Genomic DNA, 14,936 nt, shown 5'->3' with positions numbered 1-14,936 from the left:
TCAGTCCTCCCCTTGATGGCGCAGCGCGACCGCCGGCTCGGCACGGCGCAGCGCCGACGCGGCGGTGATCAGCAGGAGCGGGGCGGCCACGCCCGCGAGGAGCAGGGCCACTCGATGCGGCGGGAGTTCGACGAGGACGGACGGGACCGGCCGCGCGGCACCGGAGGTCAGCACGATCAGCGGCACGACGGCCCGGGTCAAGACGGTGCCCAGACCGAGTCCGGCGAGCAGGCCGACCCCGATGAGCAGGCTCTGCTCCGTCGCCACCAGCCGGGCGAGATCCCGGCGGGGCGTGCCCAGGGCGCGCAGCACCGCGAACTCCGCCGACCGCTCCCGCCGTGCCCCGGCGGCGCTCACCGCGAACCCCCCGGCGGCGAGTGCCACGGCGGCCACCGCGACGGCCGTCAGCGCCGAGCGCGGCCCGGCGCCGAGCGGATCGCGCAGCAGCTCGGCGGCGGTCTCGTCCCGCACCAGTACCTGCCGCGCTTCGAGGTCGGGGCGCGCCCGCAGCGTAGCGGCGACCTCGGCGGCCTTGCCGGGGGCCGCGCTCACCCACCACTCGGTGGGGTCGAGCGGCGCGCTGCCCCGCTGGGCCAGCACGGCGTCGACGGCGCGCAGATCGAGCAGCAGGGCCCCGCCGTCCACGGCCTTTCCGTCCAGGCCGGTGGCGGTGGTCGGCAGCTCCTCGACCACCCCCGCGATCCGCACCCGCAGCTGTTCCCCGGACAGCGGTACGTCGATGCTGTCCCCGGCCTCGGCCCCCGACGCCCGCAGGAAGTCCCGGGTGGCGACGGCGGCGAGGACCCGCGGTGCCTTCGCCCCGGCGGTGGCGACCCGGACGGTGTAGACCGGCGGCGTTCCGAAACGCTCGGCGCCGTCGGAGCCGGTGCCGTACGACACGGTCAGCGGCGCGGTCCCGGACACGGCGGGCCGCGCGGCCGAGCGGTCGACGACTTCGCCGTTCTCCGTCACCGACCACACGCCCCGCCAGCCCGTGCCGGCCGGCACGGGCACGGTCCGGGCGGAGCCGTCGCGGCCGGTGGCGAGCAGCCGTTCGACGGTGAACCGGTGCTTCTCGGCGTCGCCGGCGGGAGAGGTGTCGTCGAGCTGAAGTCCGGTCAGCCGCAAGGGTCCGGCGGGGGCGGCGCGCAGGCCCGTCGCCGTCCGGTCCAGGTCGAGCGTGACCCGGTGGACCCGGCCGTCCACCGGGACGGTCCCGGCGCCCAGCCGGTACCCGATGCCGTACCGGTCCTCGACGACCGAGGTGAGCTGGGGCGCGCGGGCGGAGGGGGAGCGTCCCTTGCGTGCGGCCACGTCGGTGATCCGCACGTCGAGCGCGAGCCGCCGGGTGCCGTCGGGAAGCCGTATCGCCCGGTCCTCCTCCCGCGCGGGCGGGGCCAGTGCCCGCAGCAGCTTCGCCGGGGGCTCGTCGGCGAGATCGCCGCGCATCAGCATCTCCTGCCCGGCGTGGGAGGTGTCCAGGGCGAGGGCGGTCGCCTGGCGGCCGCCGGAAAGGGCCAGGGTGGTGCGGTGCGCGGGAGCGGTGTCCCGGGCCCCGGGGAGCCCGGTGTAGAGACCGGACTGCCCCGGACTGCCGGGCCGCTGGTCGAGGACCCGTACGGAGGCGCCCGCCCGGAAGTCGGCCTGGTCGTCCTGCGACCGGTCCCAGGACGCGCCGTGCCCGATCGCCAGCATTCCGGTCGCCACGGCGATGACCAGCAGGAGCACCGGACCCGCCCCGCGCAGCGGACGCCGGCTGAACTGCCACCCCGCCAGCGCCGTCGGCAGCCCGCGCCCGCCGGCGGACCGCCGTTCCGCGAGCCGGGCCGCGAGCGGCAGCAGACGCAGCGTCAGGACGGTGCCCGCCAGCAGCGCCAGCGCGGGCGCCGCGACCAGCAGCGGATCGATGCCCAGCTCCCCGGCCCGGTCCCGGCTCAGCACCCCGCCGCCGGTCGCGTCGGTCTGCCGGTCGAGCTGCCAGTACGCCAGGCCCGCGATCAGCAGCAGCCCCACATCGGCTCCGGCCCGCACCGGAGCCGCCGACGTCGCGGCCCGCACCCGACGCAGCCTCGCCGGTGTGCTCGCCGTCGCCGCCAGCGCGGGCGCCACGACCGCCAGCGCGCACGCCGCCGCCACTCCGCCCGCGACCAGCCAGACCAGGCCCACCGGGGCGGTGTCGAGCCGCAGTCCGATCCGGTCGAGCGAGGACCACCGGGCGAGCAGCCGGGCCAGCGGGCCGGACAGCAGCGCGGCACACACGGCGGCCGGTACCGCCAGCAGCAGCGCCTCCTGCGCGGCGAGTGAGGCGATCCGGCGGCGCGATCCGCCCCTGGCCCGCAGCAGTTCGGTCTCACCGGCCCGCTCGCTGTCCAGCAGCCGGGCCACCAGCAGCAGCGCGTACCCGGCGAGCAGCACCAGCTGCACCGAGACGATCATCAGGGTGGACCGGGACACCAGCAGGGCCCGCCCCGTCCCGTCGAGCACCTCGGGCAGCCCCGTGCGCACGTCCGCTTCGCCCCCGAGCGCCGGGTCCTCGCGCAGCGCCCCGGCGGCGCGGACGATCGCCGCGCGGAGCGCGCCGATGCCGTCGGTGGTCAGGGTCCGGTAGTCGGCCGTCGCCACCCAGCCGGTGCCGTCCTCGGAGGTGCGGCCGGAGGCGAGCACCGACTCGTCCGCCAGCAGCGGCCCATAGGTGGTGAAGGCGACGGTGCGCACGCCCTGGCCGCCGAGGGCGTCCGCCTGCCAGTAGGGATCGGAGCTGTCGGCCGCCCGGTACACGCCGGTCACCCGTACCCGGAGCGGCTCGCCGCCCAGCCGGTCGGTGAGCGTGACGCGCGTCCCGGGCCGCAGCCTCAGCCGGTCGGCCGCCGCCTCGGGCAGGGCGACGGGAACGGCTGCGGTGCGGTCCGCCGGGGCCGGGCCCGGCAGGCTGCCCGATACCAGCTTGATCCGCGACCGGTCGAGGGCGGCGAGGTGCGTGAGATCGGGCTGCCCGGCGCGGGCGTCGGCGTCCTGGAGGGAACGGGGCAGCGCGTACGGCCCGGACCGCTCCAGCGTCCGCACGGTCACCGGCAGCCCGCCGAACGCCTCACGCGCCCCTTGCTCCACCGCCCGCTGCGCCGCGTCCCGCCGCTCCCGGGGCACGTCCGCCTCGACGAGGAGGGAGGCGGAGACCGCGTCCCGTCCGCCCAGGGCGCCGCGCAGCGCCGCGTCCCCGACGGAGCCCGAGAAGGCAGCGAGGGCGGCGAGCACCGAGGTGGTCAGCAGTACGGCGAGCAGGGCGGCCACAAGGAGCAGCCGATGCGCACGCAGGCGCAGCAGCAGTAAGCCGGTCACGCTTCCCCCACCCGATGCCCGAGCCACTCTTCCCCCAACTCGGCATGCATATCACGGAGTTACCGGTTCTGCGCATGAGTTCGAATGCGGGTTGTTCCACTCTTGACCATCCGGACCGGTTCCGTATGGGATGCGGTGATGACCGAGAACACCAGCCCGGGGTCCGGTGCCGCCCTCGCCGACGACCCGTCCGACGAGCCGATGCTGCGGGTGGCGGACGTGCACCACTCCTACGGCACGGGTGCGACGACCGTGCACGCGCTGCGCGGAGCCTCCTTCGCCGTCCGGCGCGGGGAACTGGTCGCCCTCAAAGGCCGTTCGGGCTCCGGCAAGACGACGCTGCTCCACATGATCGGCGGCCTCGACTCCCCGCAGAGCGGCCGGGTCGTCGTGGGCGGCACCGACCTGTCGGCGCTGAGCGGGAGCGAGCTGCTGGAACTGCGCCGCGACCGGATCGGTTTCGTCTTCCAGTCCTTCGGGCTGATCCCCATCCTCACCGCCGCCGAGAACGTGGGTGTGCCGCTGCGGCTGCGCCGGGCCGAGCCGCGCGAACGCGAGGAGCGGGTGGCGCTGCTCCTGGCCCTGGTGGGCCTCGCCGGCCACGAGACACAGCGGCCCGCCGAGCTCTCCGGCGGGCAGCAGCAGCGGGTCGCCATCGCCCGGGCCCTCGCCAACCGCCCGGCCCTGCTGCTCGCCGACGAGCCGACCGGCCAGCTCGACGCCGCGACCGGCCTGGCGGTGATGGAACTGCTGCGGGCTGTGGTCCGCAGCGAGGGCGTCACGGCCCTCGTCGCCACCCATGACCCCCAACTCCTCGGCCTGGCCGACCGGGTGCTGGAACTGAGTGACGGAGTGGTCGTCGAGGAGTGAGAAGGTGGGGGCCATGGTCGCGATCAGTCTGAGCAAGGTCCAGGAGACCGCTCCCGCGCTGGTGAACCTCTACAAGAGCGCCGGGGTGTCCCTCACGAAACACGGCCTCGACGGGCTGCGGGCCGCGGTCTACCTCGTGGTCGACTACTCCGGCTCGATGAAGCCGTACTACAAGGACGGCAGTGTGCAGGCGCTCGCCGACCGGGTGCTCGGACTGTCGGCGCACCTCGACGACGACGGCACCGTGCCGGTCGTGTTCTTCTCCACCGACATCGACGCCGAGACCGGGATCGCCCTGGCCGACCACCAGGGGCGGATCGACCGGATCGTGGCCGGGCTCGGGCACATGGGGAAGACCAGCTACCACCTGGCCATGGACGCCGTCATCGACCACTACCTCGACAGCGGTGCGACGGAGCCCGCCCTCGTGATCTTCCAGACCGACGGCGGCCCCATCAACAAGCTCGCCGCCGAGCGGTATCTGTGCAAGGCGGCGAGGCTGCCGCTGTTCTGGCAGTTCATCGGCTTCGGCGACCCGGGCGGCAAGCAGTTCGACTTCCTGCGCAAGCTGGACGACCTGGCCGTGCCGGGCAAGCGGATCGTCGACAACGCCGGGTTCTTCCACGCGGGTGAGGATCCACGGCGGGTGCCGGACGCCGAGCTGTACGACCGGCTGGTGGGCGAGTTCCCGAAGTGGCTGGTCGCCGCGCGGGCCCAGGGGATCGTGCCACCGGCCTGAGCCCCCGCTCGCCCCCTTGGCCCAACCACCTCGCCCCTTGGCCTATCCGGCCATACGCCCCATTTGCACCGTCGCGATGCCGTGCCACGCTGGGAAGGATCCGACGGGGAGGCGACGACGTATGGGCGACGACGGCGCACGACGGGCGTACGGGACGGACTCCGCTCGCCGGAGTCCCCCTCCCGGCAAGGGCGAGAAGCTCGCCGACTGGGCGGACGGGCGGCTCGGGCTCTTCGGGCTGGCCAAGGCCAACATGCGCAAGGTCTTCCCGGACCACTGGTCCTTCATGCTGGGCGAGGTCACCCTCTACAGCTTCATCGTGCTGATCCTCACGGGCGTCTACCTCACCCTGTTCTTCGAGCCGAGCATGCAGGAGGTCGTCTACAACGGCTCCTACACGGAGCTCAACGGCGTGCTCATGAGCAAGGCCTTCGAGTCCACGCTGGACATCAGCTTCGACGTGCGCGGCGGACTGCTGATCCGGCAGATCCACCACTGGGCGGCGCTGGTCTTCATCACCGGCATGCTGGTGCACATGATGCGGGTGTTCTTCACGGGCGCCTTCCGCAAGCCGCGCGAGCTCAACTGGGTCTTCGGCTGGACCCTGCTGATGCTCGGCATCATCACCGGCCTGACCGGCTACTCGCTCCCCGACGACCTGCTCTCCGGCACCGGCATCCGCTTCGCGCAGGGCGCGATCCTGTCGATCCCGATCGTCGGAACGTATCTGTCGTTCTTCCTCTTCGGCGGGGAGTTCCCGGGCGAGGACATCATCTCGCGGCTGTACCCCGTCCACATCCTGCTGCTGCCCGGGCTCATGCTGGGCCTGGTAGCGGCCCATCTGATCCTGGTCTTCTACCACAAGCACACCCAGTTCCCGGGCCCCGGACGCAAAGAGCGGTCGGTCGTCGGGATGCCCTTCCTGCCGGTCTACATGGCCAAGGCGGGCGGCTTCTTCTTCCTCGTCTTCGGCGTCCTGACCGTGATGGGCGCGGTCGCCCAGATCAACCCCGTGTGGGCCTTCGGCCCCTACAGACCCGACCTGGTCACCACGGGTGCCCAGCCCGACTGGTACCTCGGGTTCTCCGAGGGCCTCATCCGGGTGATGCCGGGATGGGAGATCAACCTCTGGGGGCACACGCTCGTCCTGGGCGTGTTCATCCCCTTCTCGCTCTTCCCGCTGATCCTGCTCGCCCTCGGCGTCTATCCCTTCGTCGAGGCGTGGATCACCGGCGACAAGCGCGAGCACCACATCCTGGACCGGCCGCGCAACGCGCCCGTGCGCACCGGCCTGGGCGTGGCCTGGCTGACCCTGTACGCGGTGCTGCTGATCGGCGGCGGCAACGACATCGTGGCCACCCATCTGCATCTGTCCATCAACGCGATCACCTGGTTCGTGCGGATCGGTGTCTTCGTGCTGCCGGTCGCCGCCTTCATCGTCACGAAGAAGATCTGCATGGGCCTCCAGCGCCGCGACCGCGCCAAAGTGCTGCACGGCATGGAGACGGGCACGATCAAACGGCTGGCCAACGGCGAGTACATCGAGATCCACGAGCCTCTCTCGCAGGCCCGGCTGTTCACCCTCACGCAGCACGAACAGCGGCCGCCGTACGAGGTCGGGCGCGAGGTCGACGCGGGGGGTGTCCGCCGCAAGGTCAAGCGGTCCGAGCGGCTGCGTGCCCGGCTCGCGAACGCCATGTTCGGGCCCGACGCGCGGATCGAGAAGCCGACGGCGGAGGAGTACCGGGAGATCACCAGCGGCGATCACCAGCCGCACTGACCACCAGCGCCCGGCACTCCTGGGGGGCGCCCCAGGCGGTGCGCAGGGCCCGGGCCTTGGTCAGCCACAGCGACAGGTCGCACTCCGCCGTGTAGCCGATCGCGCCGTGCAGCTGCAGTGCGCTACGCGCGGTGCCGTACGCCGCCTCGCACGCGGCGACCTTGGCGGCGGCGACATCGGCCGGCCGCAGGGTCAGCGCGGCACCGAACACCAGCGGGCGCGCGAACTCCAGGGCGATCTTCGCGTCGGCCAGCCGGTGCCTGACCGCCTGGAACGAGCCGACGGGCACCCCGAACTGGCTGCGCTGCTTGACGTACGCGACGGTTCTGTCGAGCAGCGCGAGGCCCACACCGAGGGCCTGGGCGGCGGTGGCGAGCCGGGCCCAGACGAGGGCCTGTTCCGTGGCGGTGCCGACGACTTCGCCGCCGGGGGAGAGAGGGGTGAGGCGACGGGCCGGGTCGAGTGAGGGGCGGACGGGGCCGTGGCCGGGGGAGAGGCGGATGCCGTCGGGCGCCCAGGAGAGCCGGAGGCCGGCCGCGTCGCCGTCCAGGGCGAACGCCCCCTCGGGTGCCACCGTCGCCATCGTCCCGCCGGACGCCAGCGAAGGCAGCAGCCGCTTGGCGATCACCGGGCCGGCCCCTGTGAGGAGCACCGCCGCCGTGATCGTCTCGACCAGCGGGCCCGGTACCGCGTGGCGGCCCAGCTCGACGAACGCGACGGCCAGTTCGACGGGGCGTGGCCCCAGGCCCTCGTACTCCTCGGGGACCGCCAGCGCGAACACGCCCGCCTCCGCGACACGGGACCACAGCTGCCGCCCGCTCGCATGGTCGCCCCGGCTCCACTCCCGCACCACCGCCGGTGTGCCGGCCGCCGTCAGCAGGGCGTCCAGGGAGGCGGCGAAGGCCCGCTGCTCGGCGTCGGGGAGGAAACGCATCAGCGGCGCCCCTTCGGCAGGCCGAGCAGGCGCTCGGCGATGATGTCGCGCTGGATCTCGTTCGTGCCCGCGTAGAGGGGACCGGCGAGTGCGAAGACGTACCGCTCCGCCCAGTCGGTGTCCGCGAGCTCGCCCTCCGGGCCGAGGAGGTCGAGGGCCGTCTCCTGCAGCGCGATGTCCAGTTCGGACCAGAAGACCTTGTTGAGACTCGACTCCGGGCCGACCGCCTCGCCGTCCAGGAAACGGGAGGCCGCCGCGTACGTGAAGAGCTGGTAGGCCCGCGCGCCGATCAGGGCGTCGGCCACCCGGTCCCGCGCGGACACCGGACCGCCCCGCTCCCGCCACAGCCCGTCCAGCCGCCGCGCGGCGGCGAGGAACCGGCCGGGGGAGCGGAGCATCAGCCCGCGTTCGTTGCTCGCCGTCGACATCGCGATCCGCCAGCCCTGGCCGGGTGTGCCGATCACGTCCGCGTCGGGCACGAAGACCTCGTCCAGGAACAGCTCCGCGAACGCCGGCTTGCCGTCGAGACGGGCGATCGGGCGGACCGTGACGCCGGGGGCGCGCAGGCCGAACATGAGATACGTCAGGCCCTGGTGGGGTTTCGGGGTCTCTGGGTCGCTGCGGAACAGGCCGAACGCGCGGTCGGCGAACGCGGCGCGCGAGGACCAGGTCTTCTGGCCGCTCAGCAACCAGCCGCCGTCCGTGCGCACGGCCTTCGCCCGTAGCGACGCCAGGTCCGAACCGGCCTCGGGCTCCGACCAGGCCTGCGCCCAGATCACCTCGCCGGAGGCCATCGCGGGCAGCACCCGGGCCCGCTGCTCCTCGGTGCCGTGGTCGAGGAGGGTCGGGGCGAGCAGGTGGATGCCGTTCTGGCTGACGCGGCCCGGGGCGCCCGCCGCGTAGTACTCCTCCTCGAAGAGCAGCCACCGCAGCAGACCGGAGTCCCGTCCGCCGTACTCCGACGGCCAGTTGACCACCGACCAGCGGTCCGCGGCCAGCTCCGCCTCCCAGGCGCGGTGCGCGGCGAAACCCTCCGCCGTCTCCAGGGAGGGCAACGGCGCACACGGCACATGCGCATGCAGCCATTCCCGCACCTCGGTGCGGAACTCCTCGTCCGCCGGGGAGAACGCGAGGTCCACGACTACCCTCCTTCCCTAACAAGTGTTTGGTAGGTTAGCGTGAGCCCATGACAGACGTCGAGAGTCCGTCGTACGTGCCCGGTCACGGCCTGCTGACGGGCCGGACCGCCGTCGTCACCGCGGCGGCCGGCGCGGGGATCGGCGGGGCCACGGCGCGGCGCCTCCTGGAGGAGGGCGCACGCGTGCTGATCAGCGACGCGCACGCGCGGCGGCTCAAGGAGCACGAGGCGGAGCTGGCCGCCGAGTTCGGGGCCGCGTCGGTCGCCGCCGTGCCCTGCGACGTCACCGACGAGACGCAGGTGCGCATGCTCTTCGAGACGGCCGTGCGGGAGCACGGGCGCCTCGACGTCGTGGTCAACAACGCCGGGCTGGGCGGCACCGCGCATCTCGTCGACATGACCGACGACCAGTGGTCCCGCGTCCTGGACGTGACGCTGAACGGCACGTTCCGGTGTGTGCGGGCCGCACTCCGTCACATGAAGGACACCCGTGGCGGCGTGATCGTCAACAACGCCTCGGTCGTCGGCTGGCGCGCCCAGGCCGGACAGGCCCACTACGCCGCCGCCAAGGCCGGCGTGATGGCGCTGACCCGCTGCGCGGCTCTCGAGGCGGCCGACTACGGGGTGCGGGTCAACGCCGTGGCACCCAGCCTCGCCCTGCATCCGCACCTGGTGAAGGTGACCACACCCGAACTGCTCGCCGAACTGACCGCACACGAGGCCTACGGGCGGTACGCCGAGCCCTGGGAGGTGGCCAACGTGATCGTGTTCCTCGCCTCCGGCTACTCCTCGTACATGACGGGGGAAGTGGTCTCCGTCAGCAGCCGCCATCCCTAGGACGACAATGGACCCGTGCCTCCTACGAAGAAGAAACCCCAGGTGACCGCCACAGAGCCCGCCGCGGCCGCCGCCCGCGACCGCCGCGGCGAACTCCTCGGCACCGCCGCCGAGGTCTTCGCCGAGCAGGGCTACAACGCCACCACCGTCCGCAAGATCGCGGACCACGCGGGCATGCTCGCGGGCAGTCTCTACTACCACTTCGACTCCAAGGAATCGATGCTGGAGGAGATCCTGCGCACCTTCCTCGACGAGCTCTGGGACGGCTACGACGCCGTCCTGGGTGCCGCGCTCGGCCCGCGCGAGACGCTGGAAGCCCTGGTCACGGAGTCGTTCCGGGAGATCGACCGGCATCGCGCGGCCGTCGCGATCTACCAGAAGGAGAGCAAGCAGCTCGTGGCGCAGGAGCGGTTCGCGTTCCTCGCCGAGTCGCAGCGCAGGTTCGAGAAGGCGTGGCTGTCCACCCTGGAGCGCGGCGTCGCCGAGCGGGCCTTCCGGGCCGACCTCGACGTCCGGCTCACCTACCGGTTCGTGCGCGACACGGTCTGGGTCGCCGCGTCCTGGTACCGCCCAGGCGGACAGCACAGCCCGGAGGAGATCGCCCGGCAGTACCTGTCGATGGTGCTGGACGGGATCGCCGTACGCGAATAGCCACTGTCCGCGAGGGAGTTGTCATGGCCGAGGCCTACATCGTCGAAGCGGTACGGACGCCCGTCGGGCGGCGCGGGGGAGGGCTGAGCGCGGTCCATCCGGCCGACCTCGGCGCGCACGCGCTGGGGGAGCTGATGCGCCGCTCGGGCGTCGACCCGGCCGCCGTGGAGGACGTCGTCCTCGGCTGTCTGGACACCGTGGGGCCACAGGCCGGGGACATCGCCCGGACCTGCTGGCTGGCGGCCGGGCTGCCCGAGGAGGTGCCGGGCGTGACCGTCGACCGGCAGTGCGGCTCCTCGCAGCAGGCCGTGCACTTCGCGGCACAGGCCGTGCTGTCCGGCACGCAGGACCTGGTGGTCGCCGGCGGTGTGCAGAACATGTCGATGATCCCCATCGCCTTCGCCACCCGGCAGGCCGCCGAACCCCTGGGGCTGACCCAGGGGCCGTTCGCCGGCAGCGCGGGCTGGCGGGCGCGGTACGGGGACAAGCCCGTGAACCAGTTCGTGGGCGCCGAGATGATCGCCGCGAAGTGGGGGGTCAGCCGGCGGGACCAGGAGGAGTTCGCCCTGCGCTCCCACCAGCGGGCGGCCCGGGCGATCGACGAGGGCCGTTTCGACCGCGAGACCGTGCCGTACGGGGAGGTCACGGCCGACGAGGGCCCGCGCCGCGACACCTCCCTGGAGAAGATGGCCGGGCTCAAGCCGGTCCTCGACGGCGGCACGATCACCGCCGCCTGCTCCTCGCAGGTCTCCGACGGGGCGGCGGCGATGCTGCTGGCCTCCGAGCAGGCGGTGCGCGACCACGGCCTCACCCCACGCGCGCGCGTGCACCATCTCTCGGTGCGCGGCGAGGACCCGATCCGGATGCTCACCGCCCCGATCCCGGCCACGGCCCACGCCCTGAAGAAGGCCGGCATGGCCATCGACGACATCGACCTCGTCGAGATCAACGAGGCCTTCGCCCCGGTCGTCCTGGCCTGGCTGAAGGAGACCGGCGCGGACCCGGACAAGGTCAACGTCAACGGCGGTGCCATCGCCCTGGGCCATCCGCTGGGCGCCACGGGCGTGAAGCTGATGACCACCCTGCTGCACGAACTGGAGCGCACCGGCGGCCGGTTCGGCCTGCAGACCATGTGCGAGGGCGGCGGGCAGGCCAATGTGACGATCATCGAGAGGCTGTGAGCCGTCATCCAGGGGCGGTGAACCCTCGGCAGGTGTCCTCGGCCTCCTTCATGATCCGCTCCACCAGTTCCGCGCAGGACGGCAGGTCGTCGATCACCCCGGCGACCTGCCCGGACGCCATCACCCCCAGATCCGTACGGCCGTCCACCATGGACGCCCTGAGCAGCATCGGGGTGTTCGCGGCCAGCAGGACCTGGCTCCAGGTCAGGTCCTTGCCGTGCTTGAGCGCACGGCCGTCCTGGAACATCCGGCGCCAGCTCGTGCCGGACAGCTTCCGGTAGCCCGCCGCCCTGCGGACCGCCTGGAGGGCACCCCGCACCCGGCCGGAGCGCTCCAGCGCGTCGACCAGTTCCGTCCGCAGCATGCGGTGCGGCAGTCCGTCCACGGCCCTGGTGACCGTCACATCCCGCACCGTCGCCGCCAGATACCGCGCCTTCACCGCGTCCGGCACGGTCGAGTCCGACGTGAGCAGGAACCGCGTGCCCATCGCCACGCCCGCCGCCCCGTAGGCGAGGGCCGCGACCAGCCCGCGTCCGTCGAAGAACCCGCCCGCCGCCACGACCGGTATGTCCACGGCGTCGACCACCTGCGGCAGCAGCACCGTCGTCGCCACCTCGCCGGTGTGCCCGCCGCCCTCCGTGCCCTGCACGAGCACCGCGTCCGCGCCCCACGCCGCCACCTTCTCGGCGTGCCGCCGCGCCCCCACGGTCGGCATGACGACGACGCCGGCCTCCTTGAGCTCGCCGATCAGCTCCCGGGAGGGGGCCAGAGCGAAGGAGGCGACCCGGACGCCCTCCTCGACCAGGATCCGGACGCGGTCGCCGGCGTCCGCCGCGTCGGCGCGCAGGTTCACCCCGAACGGCGCGTCGGTACGGGCCCGGACCTCCCGTACGGCCGCCCGAAGCTGGTCGAGCGTCATCGTCGCGGAGGCCAGGATGCCGAGGGCGCCCGCGTTCGCCGTGGCACTGACCAGGCGCGGTCCCGCCACCCAGCCCATGCCGGTCTGCACGACCGGATGGCGGACGCCGGTCAGCCGGGTCAGTGCCGTCTCCATCACGAGGCGACCTCCCGGGCACGCCCGCCGGCCGGATCGACGACCTCGCGGATCAGCCGGAGCTCCTCGGCGGTCGGTCCGCGGGTCGGCGGCACCTCGTCCGGGACGGTCAGCTCGAAGCCCGTCGCCTCCCTGACCTGCTCCACCGTGACACCCGGGTGCAGCGACGCCAGCCGCATCGAGCGGTCGGGGGTGGCGAAGTCGAAGACGCCCAGGTCCGAGACGACCCGTGGGATGCGGTGGTGCCGCGCGCCGGCCGCACGGTCGTAGCCGACGCCGCAGACCATGTCGACCCGCTCGACGAAGACCCGCCGGGAGTGCCTCGGGATCCAGTAACTGGTCGGGTTGTTGAGCGTGTTGACCGGTGCGCCGCGCACGCCGAGCAGCTGCCGCTCGGGCCGCTCCCAGTCGCCGATGCAGGAGATGTTCTGGTTGCCGAACCGGTCGATCTGGCTCGCGCCCATCATCACGTGCCGCCGGCCGCCGGTGACCCAGGCCAGGTGCTGCCGGTACGGCAGCCAGCCCTCCGCCGTACCGTCCGGGCGGACGAGCAGCGCCTCGCCGTCGGTCAGCAGCAGGTCCGGCGCGAAGGTGAGCCGGGCGAGCCGGGCGCCGACGGAGGGGATCAGCCCCATGGGACTGGCCAGCACCTCGCCGTCGTCCCGCCAGGCCTCGGCGCAGGCGATCACGCAGTACTCGGCGCGAGTGATCACGCGGTGCTCGGCGCGGCCTGCCCCCGTCATGTCCCCTCCTCGACGGCCGACCGGTACGCCTGCTCGTCCCCGGCGAGGAACCGGGCCGCGAACTCCGGCCAGGGTGTGGTCGCGTAGGTCTTCTGAAAGGCCTCGTCCCGGCCGTAGTCGGGCGCGCAGGACGTGAAGTGCGCCCCGTTCGGGGCCTCGACGACGCCGGTGACCGTGTGACGCTTGATCAGCAGCGTCTGGGGCGGGCCCGCCTTCGTCAATTCGGCCGTGTCGACGATCCGTTCGCAGCTGATGTACGCCGTGTCCGCCGCCTCGCAGAACAGGTCGTCGAAGTAGGGGTCGGGGCCCAAATACTGGCCGTTGCCCAGCCGGTCGGCGCGGCTCATGTGCACCAGGGCCGCGTCGAGCCGCAGGGCCGGCATCGCGACGAACGTCTCCCCGTCCTCGTAGGGCGAAGTGACCGTCCGCAGGCCCGGGTTGACCCGCATCACGTCCGAACCGAGCCCGGCCCGCACCGGCAGGAACGGCAGCCGGTTCGCCGCCGCGCGCAGCCCCCACATGAACATCGCCTCGTCGACCTCCGTCAGTTCGAAGGCGCCCCGCTCGCGGGCCGCGCGGTAGTGCGGCTCCAGGGGGATCGAGTCGAGGGTGACGAAGGCCGTGACCAGCTTCCGGACGCGCCCGGCGGCGGCCAGCATGCCCACGTCCGGGCCGCCGTACGAGACGACGGTCAGATCGGTGATCCCGGACCGGAGCAGCGCTCTCACCAAGGCCATCGGCTTGCGGCGCGAGCCCCAGCCGCCGATGCCGAGGGTCATGCCGCTGTGCAGACGGGAGACGACCTCGTCGGCGGTCATCGTCTTGTCGCTCACCTACGCACCCTCCTTCTCCTGCCCGAAACCCGCGTCCTTCCCGAAGCCGGCCCGCACCCGGTCGGCCACCCCGCTGAGACCGGCCTCGAAGGTGAAGCCCTGCTCGAAGCGGTAGCTGCGGCGCACGTCGACCGGATCGATGCCGTTGATGGCGGCCTTGGCCAGGCGCAGCAGCTGCCCGTCCTTCGCGGCGATCTCGCGCGCCAGCTCCATCGCGGCGGCCGTCAGTTCCTCGCGCGGCACGACCCGCCACACCGAGCCGTGCGCGCGCAGCTCGGCCGCGCTCGCCGTGCGCGAGGTGTAGTACAGGGCGCGCATCAGGTGCTGCGGGACCAGCCGGGCCAGATGCGTGGCCGCGCCCAGAGCGCCGCGGTCGAGCTCGGGCAGCCCGAACACCGCGTCCTCGCTCGCCACGATCACGTCCGCGTTCCCCACCAGGCCGATGCCGCCGCCCAGGCAGAAGCCCCGCACCGCCGCCACGACCGGCACCGCGCAGTCGTACACCGCCGCGAAGGCCTCCGCGCAGGCGCGGTTGGCGCCGATCAGCGCGCTGTTCCCGTCCCGCTGTATCTCCTTGATGTCCACGCCCGCGTTGAACCCGCGCCCCTCGGCCGCCAGCACCACGCACCGCACCTCCGGGTCGCGTCCGGCCGCGCGCACCGCGTCGGCCAGGGCGAACCAGCCGGCCACCGGCAAGGCGTTCACCGGCGGGAAGTCGACCGTGACGACGGCGACGGCCTTTTCCGCGTCGAGGCCTTTTTCCGGGAACGAGGTGGAGACACCCATGGCCGCATCAGCTACCTTTCCACCAAACGTTTGTTAGGTGGAAAGGTAGCAGCG

Annotated in this window: 13 protein-coding genes; 6 read left to right on the top strand and 7 right to left on the bottom strand. The window is 73.1% G+C overall.

What is annotated here, in order from left to right; genetic code table 11:
* Window positions 1-3,336, bottom strand: coding sequence for an FtsX-like permease family protein (locus OHU35_RS10970; RefSeq protein WP_405505234.1), 3,336 nt, complete (start codon window positions 3,334-3,336; stop codon window positions 1-3).
* 138 nt (window positions 3,337-3,474) lie between these two features.
* Here OHU35_RS10970 and OHU35_RS10965 point away from each other — a divergent pair, with 138 nt between their 5' ends.
* The 3 genes from OHU35_RS10965 (at window position 3,475) to OHU35_RS10955 (ending at window position 6,725) form a co-directional block, all read left to right on the top strand.
* Entirely contained in the window at window positions 3,475-4,206 is a 732-nt protein-coding gene (locus OHU35_RS10965) for an ABC transporter ATP-binding protein (RefSeq protein ID WP_189728951.1), read from the top strand.
* 13 nt (window positions 4,207-4,219) lie between these two features.
* Entirely contained in the window at window positions 4,220-4,945 is a 726-nt protein-coding gene (locus tag OHU35_RS10960) for a vWA domain-containing protein (RefSeq protein ID WP_405505233.1), read from the top strand.
* Between the two features lie 121 nt (window positions 4,946-5,066).
* On the top strand, window positions 5,067-6,725 hold the full coding sequence (locus tag OHU35_RS10955) for a cytochrome bc complex cytochrome b subunit (RefSeq protein ID WP_405505232.1): 1,659 nt from the start codon (window positions 5,067-5,069) through the stop codon (window positions 6,723-6,725).
* On the opposite strand, the gene OHU35_RS10950 is transcribed toward OHU35_RS10955, so the two are convergent.
* Together OHU35_RS10950 and OHU35_RS10945 are read right to left on the bottom strand one after the other, a co-directional pair.
* A complete protein-coding gene (locus tag OHU35_RS10950; RefSeq protein ID WP_405505231.1) occupies window positions 6,697-7,659 on the bottom strand; it encodes an acyl-CoA dehydrogenase family protein in 963 nt (320 codons plus the stop codon). The two genes, OHU35_RS10955 and OHU35_RS10950, sit on opposite strands and share 29 nt — an antisense overlap.
* Window positions 7,659-8,798, bottom strand: a complete 1,140-nt coding sequence (locus tag OHU35_RS10945) for an acyl-CoA dehydrogenase family protein (RefSeq protein ID WP_405505230.1) — start codon at window positions 8,796-8,798, stop codon at window positions 7,659-7,661. Before OHU35_RS10945 ends, OHU35_RS10950 begins: the two co-directional genes overlap by 1 nt.
* Window positions 8,799-8,845: 47 nt before the next feature.
* Here OHU35_RS10945 and OHU35_RS10940 point away from each other — a divergent pair, with 47 nt between their 5' ends.
* Genes OHU35_RS10940 through OHU35_RS10930 form a run of 3 tightly spaced genes read left to right on the top strand, consistent with a single transcriptional unit; the run spans window position 8,846 to window position 11,466 of the window.
* Window positions 8,846-9,634 (top strand): SDR family oxidoreductase, encoded by a 789-nt coding sequence (locus OHU35_RS10940; RefSeq protein ID WP_189728941.1) that lies wholly within the window; start codon window positions 8,846-8,848, stop codon window positions 9,632-9,634.
* A 42-nt stretch (window positions 9,635-9,676) separates the two neighbouring features.
* The gene (locus tag OHU35_RS10935) at window positions 9,677-10,285 is read left to right on the top strand and encodes a TetR/AcrR family transcriptional regulator (protein ID WP_189728939.1); all 609 of its coding nucleotides are present in this window, start codon (window positions 9,677-9,679) and stop codon (window positions 10,283-10,285) included.
* A gap of 23 nt (window positions 10,286-10,308) precedes the next feature.
* Entirely contained in the window at window positions 10,309-11,466 is a 1,158-nt protein-coding gene (locus OHU35_RS10930) for an acetyl-CoA C-acetyltransferase (RefSeq protein ID WP_189728937.1), read from the top strand.
* A gap of 4 nt (window positions 11,467-11,470) precedes the next feature.
* Here the strand turns inward: OHU35_RS10930 and OHU35_RS10925 are convergent, their stop codons facing one another.
* Genes OHU35_RS10925 through OHU35_RS10910 form a run of 4 tightly spaced genes read right to left on the bottom strand, consistent with a single transcriptional unit; the run spans window position 11,471 to window position 14,882 of the window.
* Window positions 11,471-12,520 carry a nitronate monooxygenase family protein gene (locus tag OHU35_RS10925; RefSeq protein WP_189728935.1) on the bottom strand — a complete coding sequence of 350 codons (1,050 nt, stop codon included), beginning with the start codon at window positions 12,518-12,520 and terminating at the stop codon, window positions 11,471-11,473.
* Window positions 12,520-13,263 carry a CoA-transferase subunit beta gene (locus OHU35_RS10920; protein WP_189728928.1) on the bottom strand — a complete coding sequence of 248 codons (744 nt, stop codon included), beginning with the start codon at window positions 13,261-13,263 and terminating at the stop codon, window positions 12,520-12,522. The genes OHU35_RS10925 and OHU35_RS10920 overlap by 1 nt, the downstream gene beginning before the upstream one ends.
* On the bottom strand, window positions 13,260-14,096 hold the full coding sequence (locus OHU35_RS10915) for a CoA transferase subunit A (protein WP_189728926.1): 837 nt from the start codon (window positions 14,094-14,096) through the stop codon (window positions 13,260-13,262). Before OHU35_RS10915 ends, OHU35_RS10920 begins: the two co-directional genes overlap by 4 nt.
* Entirely contained in the window at window positions 14,097-14,882 is a 786-nt protein-coding gene (locus tag OHU35_RS10910; RefSeq protein WP_189728924.1) for an enoyl-CoA hydratase family protein, read from the bottom strand. It abuts the gene before it with no gap.
* Window positions 14,883-14,936 lie beyond the last annotated feature (54 nt).

It is taken from the genome of Streptomyces purpurascens, assembly GCF_045040895.1.
GTDB lineage: Bacteria > Actinomycetota > Actinomycetes > Streptomycetales > Streptomycetaceae > Streptomyces > Streptomyces purpurascens.
The sequence above is the reverse complement of the archived record's forward strand: the minus strand, read 5'-3'. Positions and strand labels throughout refer to the sequence as shown.

What these genes read in the sequence shown, in the direction of transcription:
- OHU35_RS10965 (WP_189728951.1), top strand. Translation starts at nt 3,475, where the DNA reads ATGACCGAGAACACCAGCCCGGGGTCCGGTGCCGCCCTCGCCGACGAC.
- OHU35_RS10960 (WP_405505233.1), top strand. Translation starts at nt 4,220, where the DNA reads ATGGTCGCGATCAGTCTGAGCAAGGTCCAGGAGACCGCTCCCGCGCTG.
- OHU35_RS10955 (WP_405505232.1), top strand. Translation starts at nt 5,067, where the DNA reads ATGGGCGACGACGGCGCACGACGGGCGTACGGGACGGACTCCGCTCGC.
- OHU35_RS10950 (WP_405505231.1), bottom strand. Translation starts at nt 7,659, where the DNA reads ATGCGTTTCCTCCCCGACGCCGAGCAGCGGGCCTTCGCCGCCTCCCTG.
- OHU35_RS10940 (WP_189728941.1), top strand. Translation starts at nt 8,846, where the DNA reads ATGACAGACGTCGAGAGTCCGTCGTACGTGCCCGGTCACGGCCTGCTG.
- OHU35_RS10930 (WP_189728937.1), top strand. Translation starts at nt 10,309, where the DNA reads ATGGCCGAGGCCTACATCGTCGAAGCGGTACGGACGCCCGTCGGGCGG.
- OHU35_RS10925 (WP_189728935.1), bottom strand. Translation starts at nt 12,520, where the DNA reads ATGGAGACGGCACTGACCCGGCTGACCGGCGTCCGCCATCCGGTCGTG.
- OHU35_RS10920 (WP_189728928.1), bottom strand. Translation starts at nt 13,263, where the DNA reads ATGACGGGGGCAGGCCGCGCCGAGCACCGCGTGATCACTCGCGCCGAG.
- OHU35_RS10910 (WP_189728924.1), bottom strand. Translation starts at nt 14,882, where the DNA reads ATGGGTGTCTCCACCTCGTTCCCGGAAAAAGGCCTCGACGCGGAAAAG.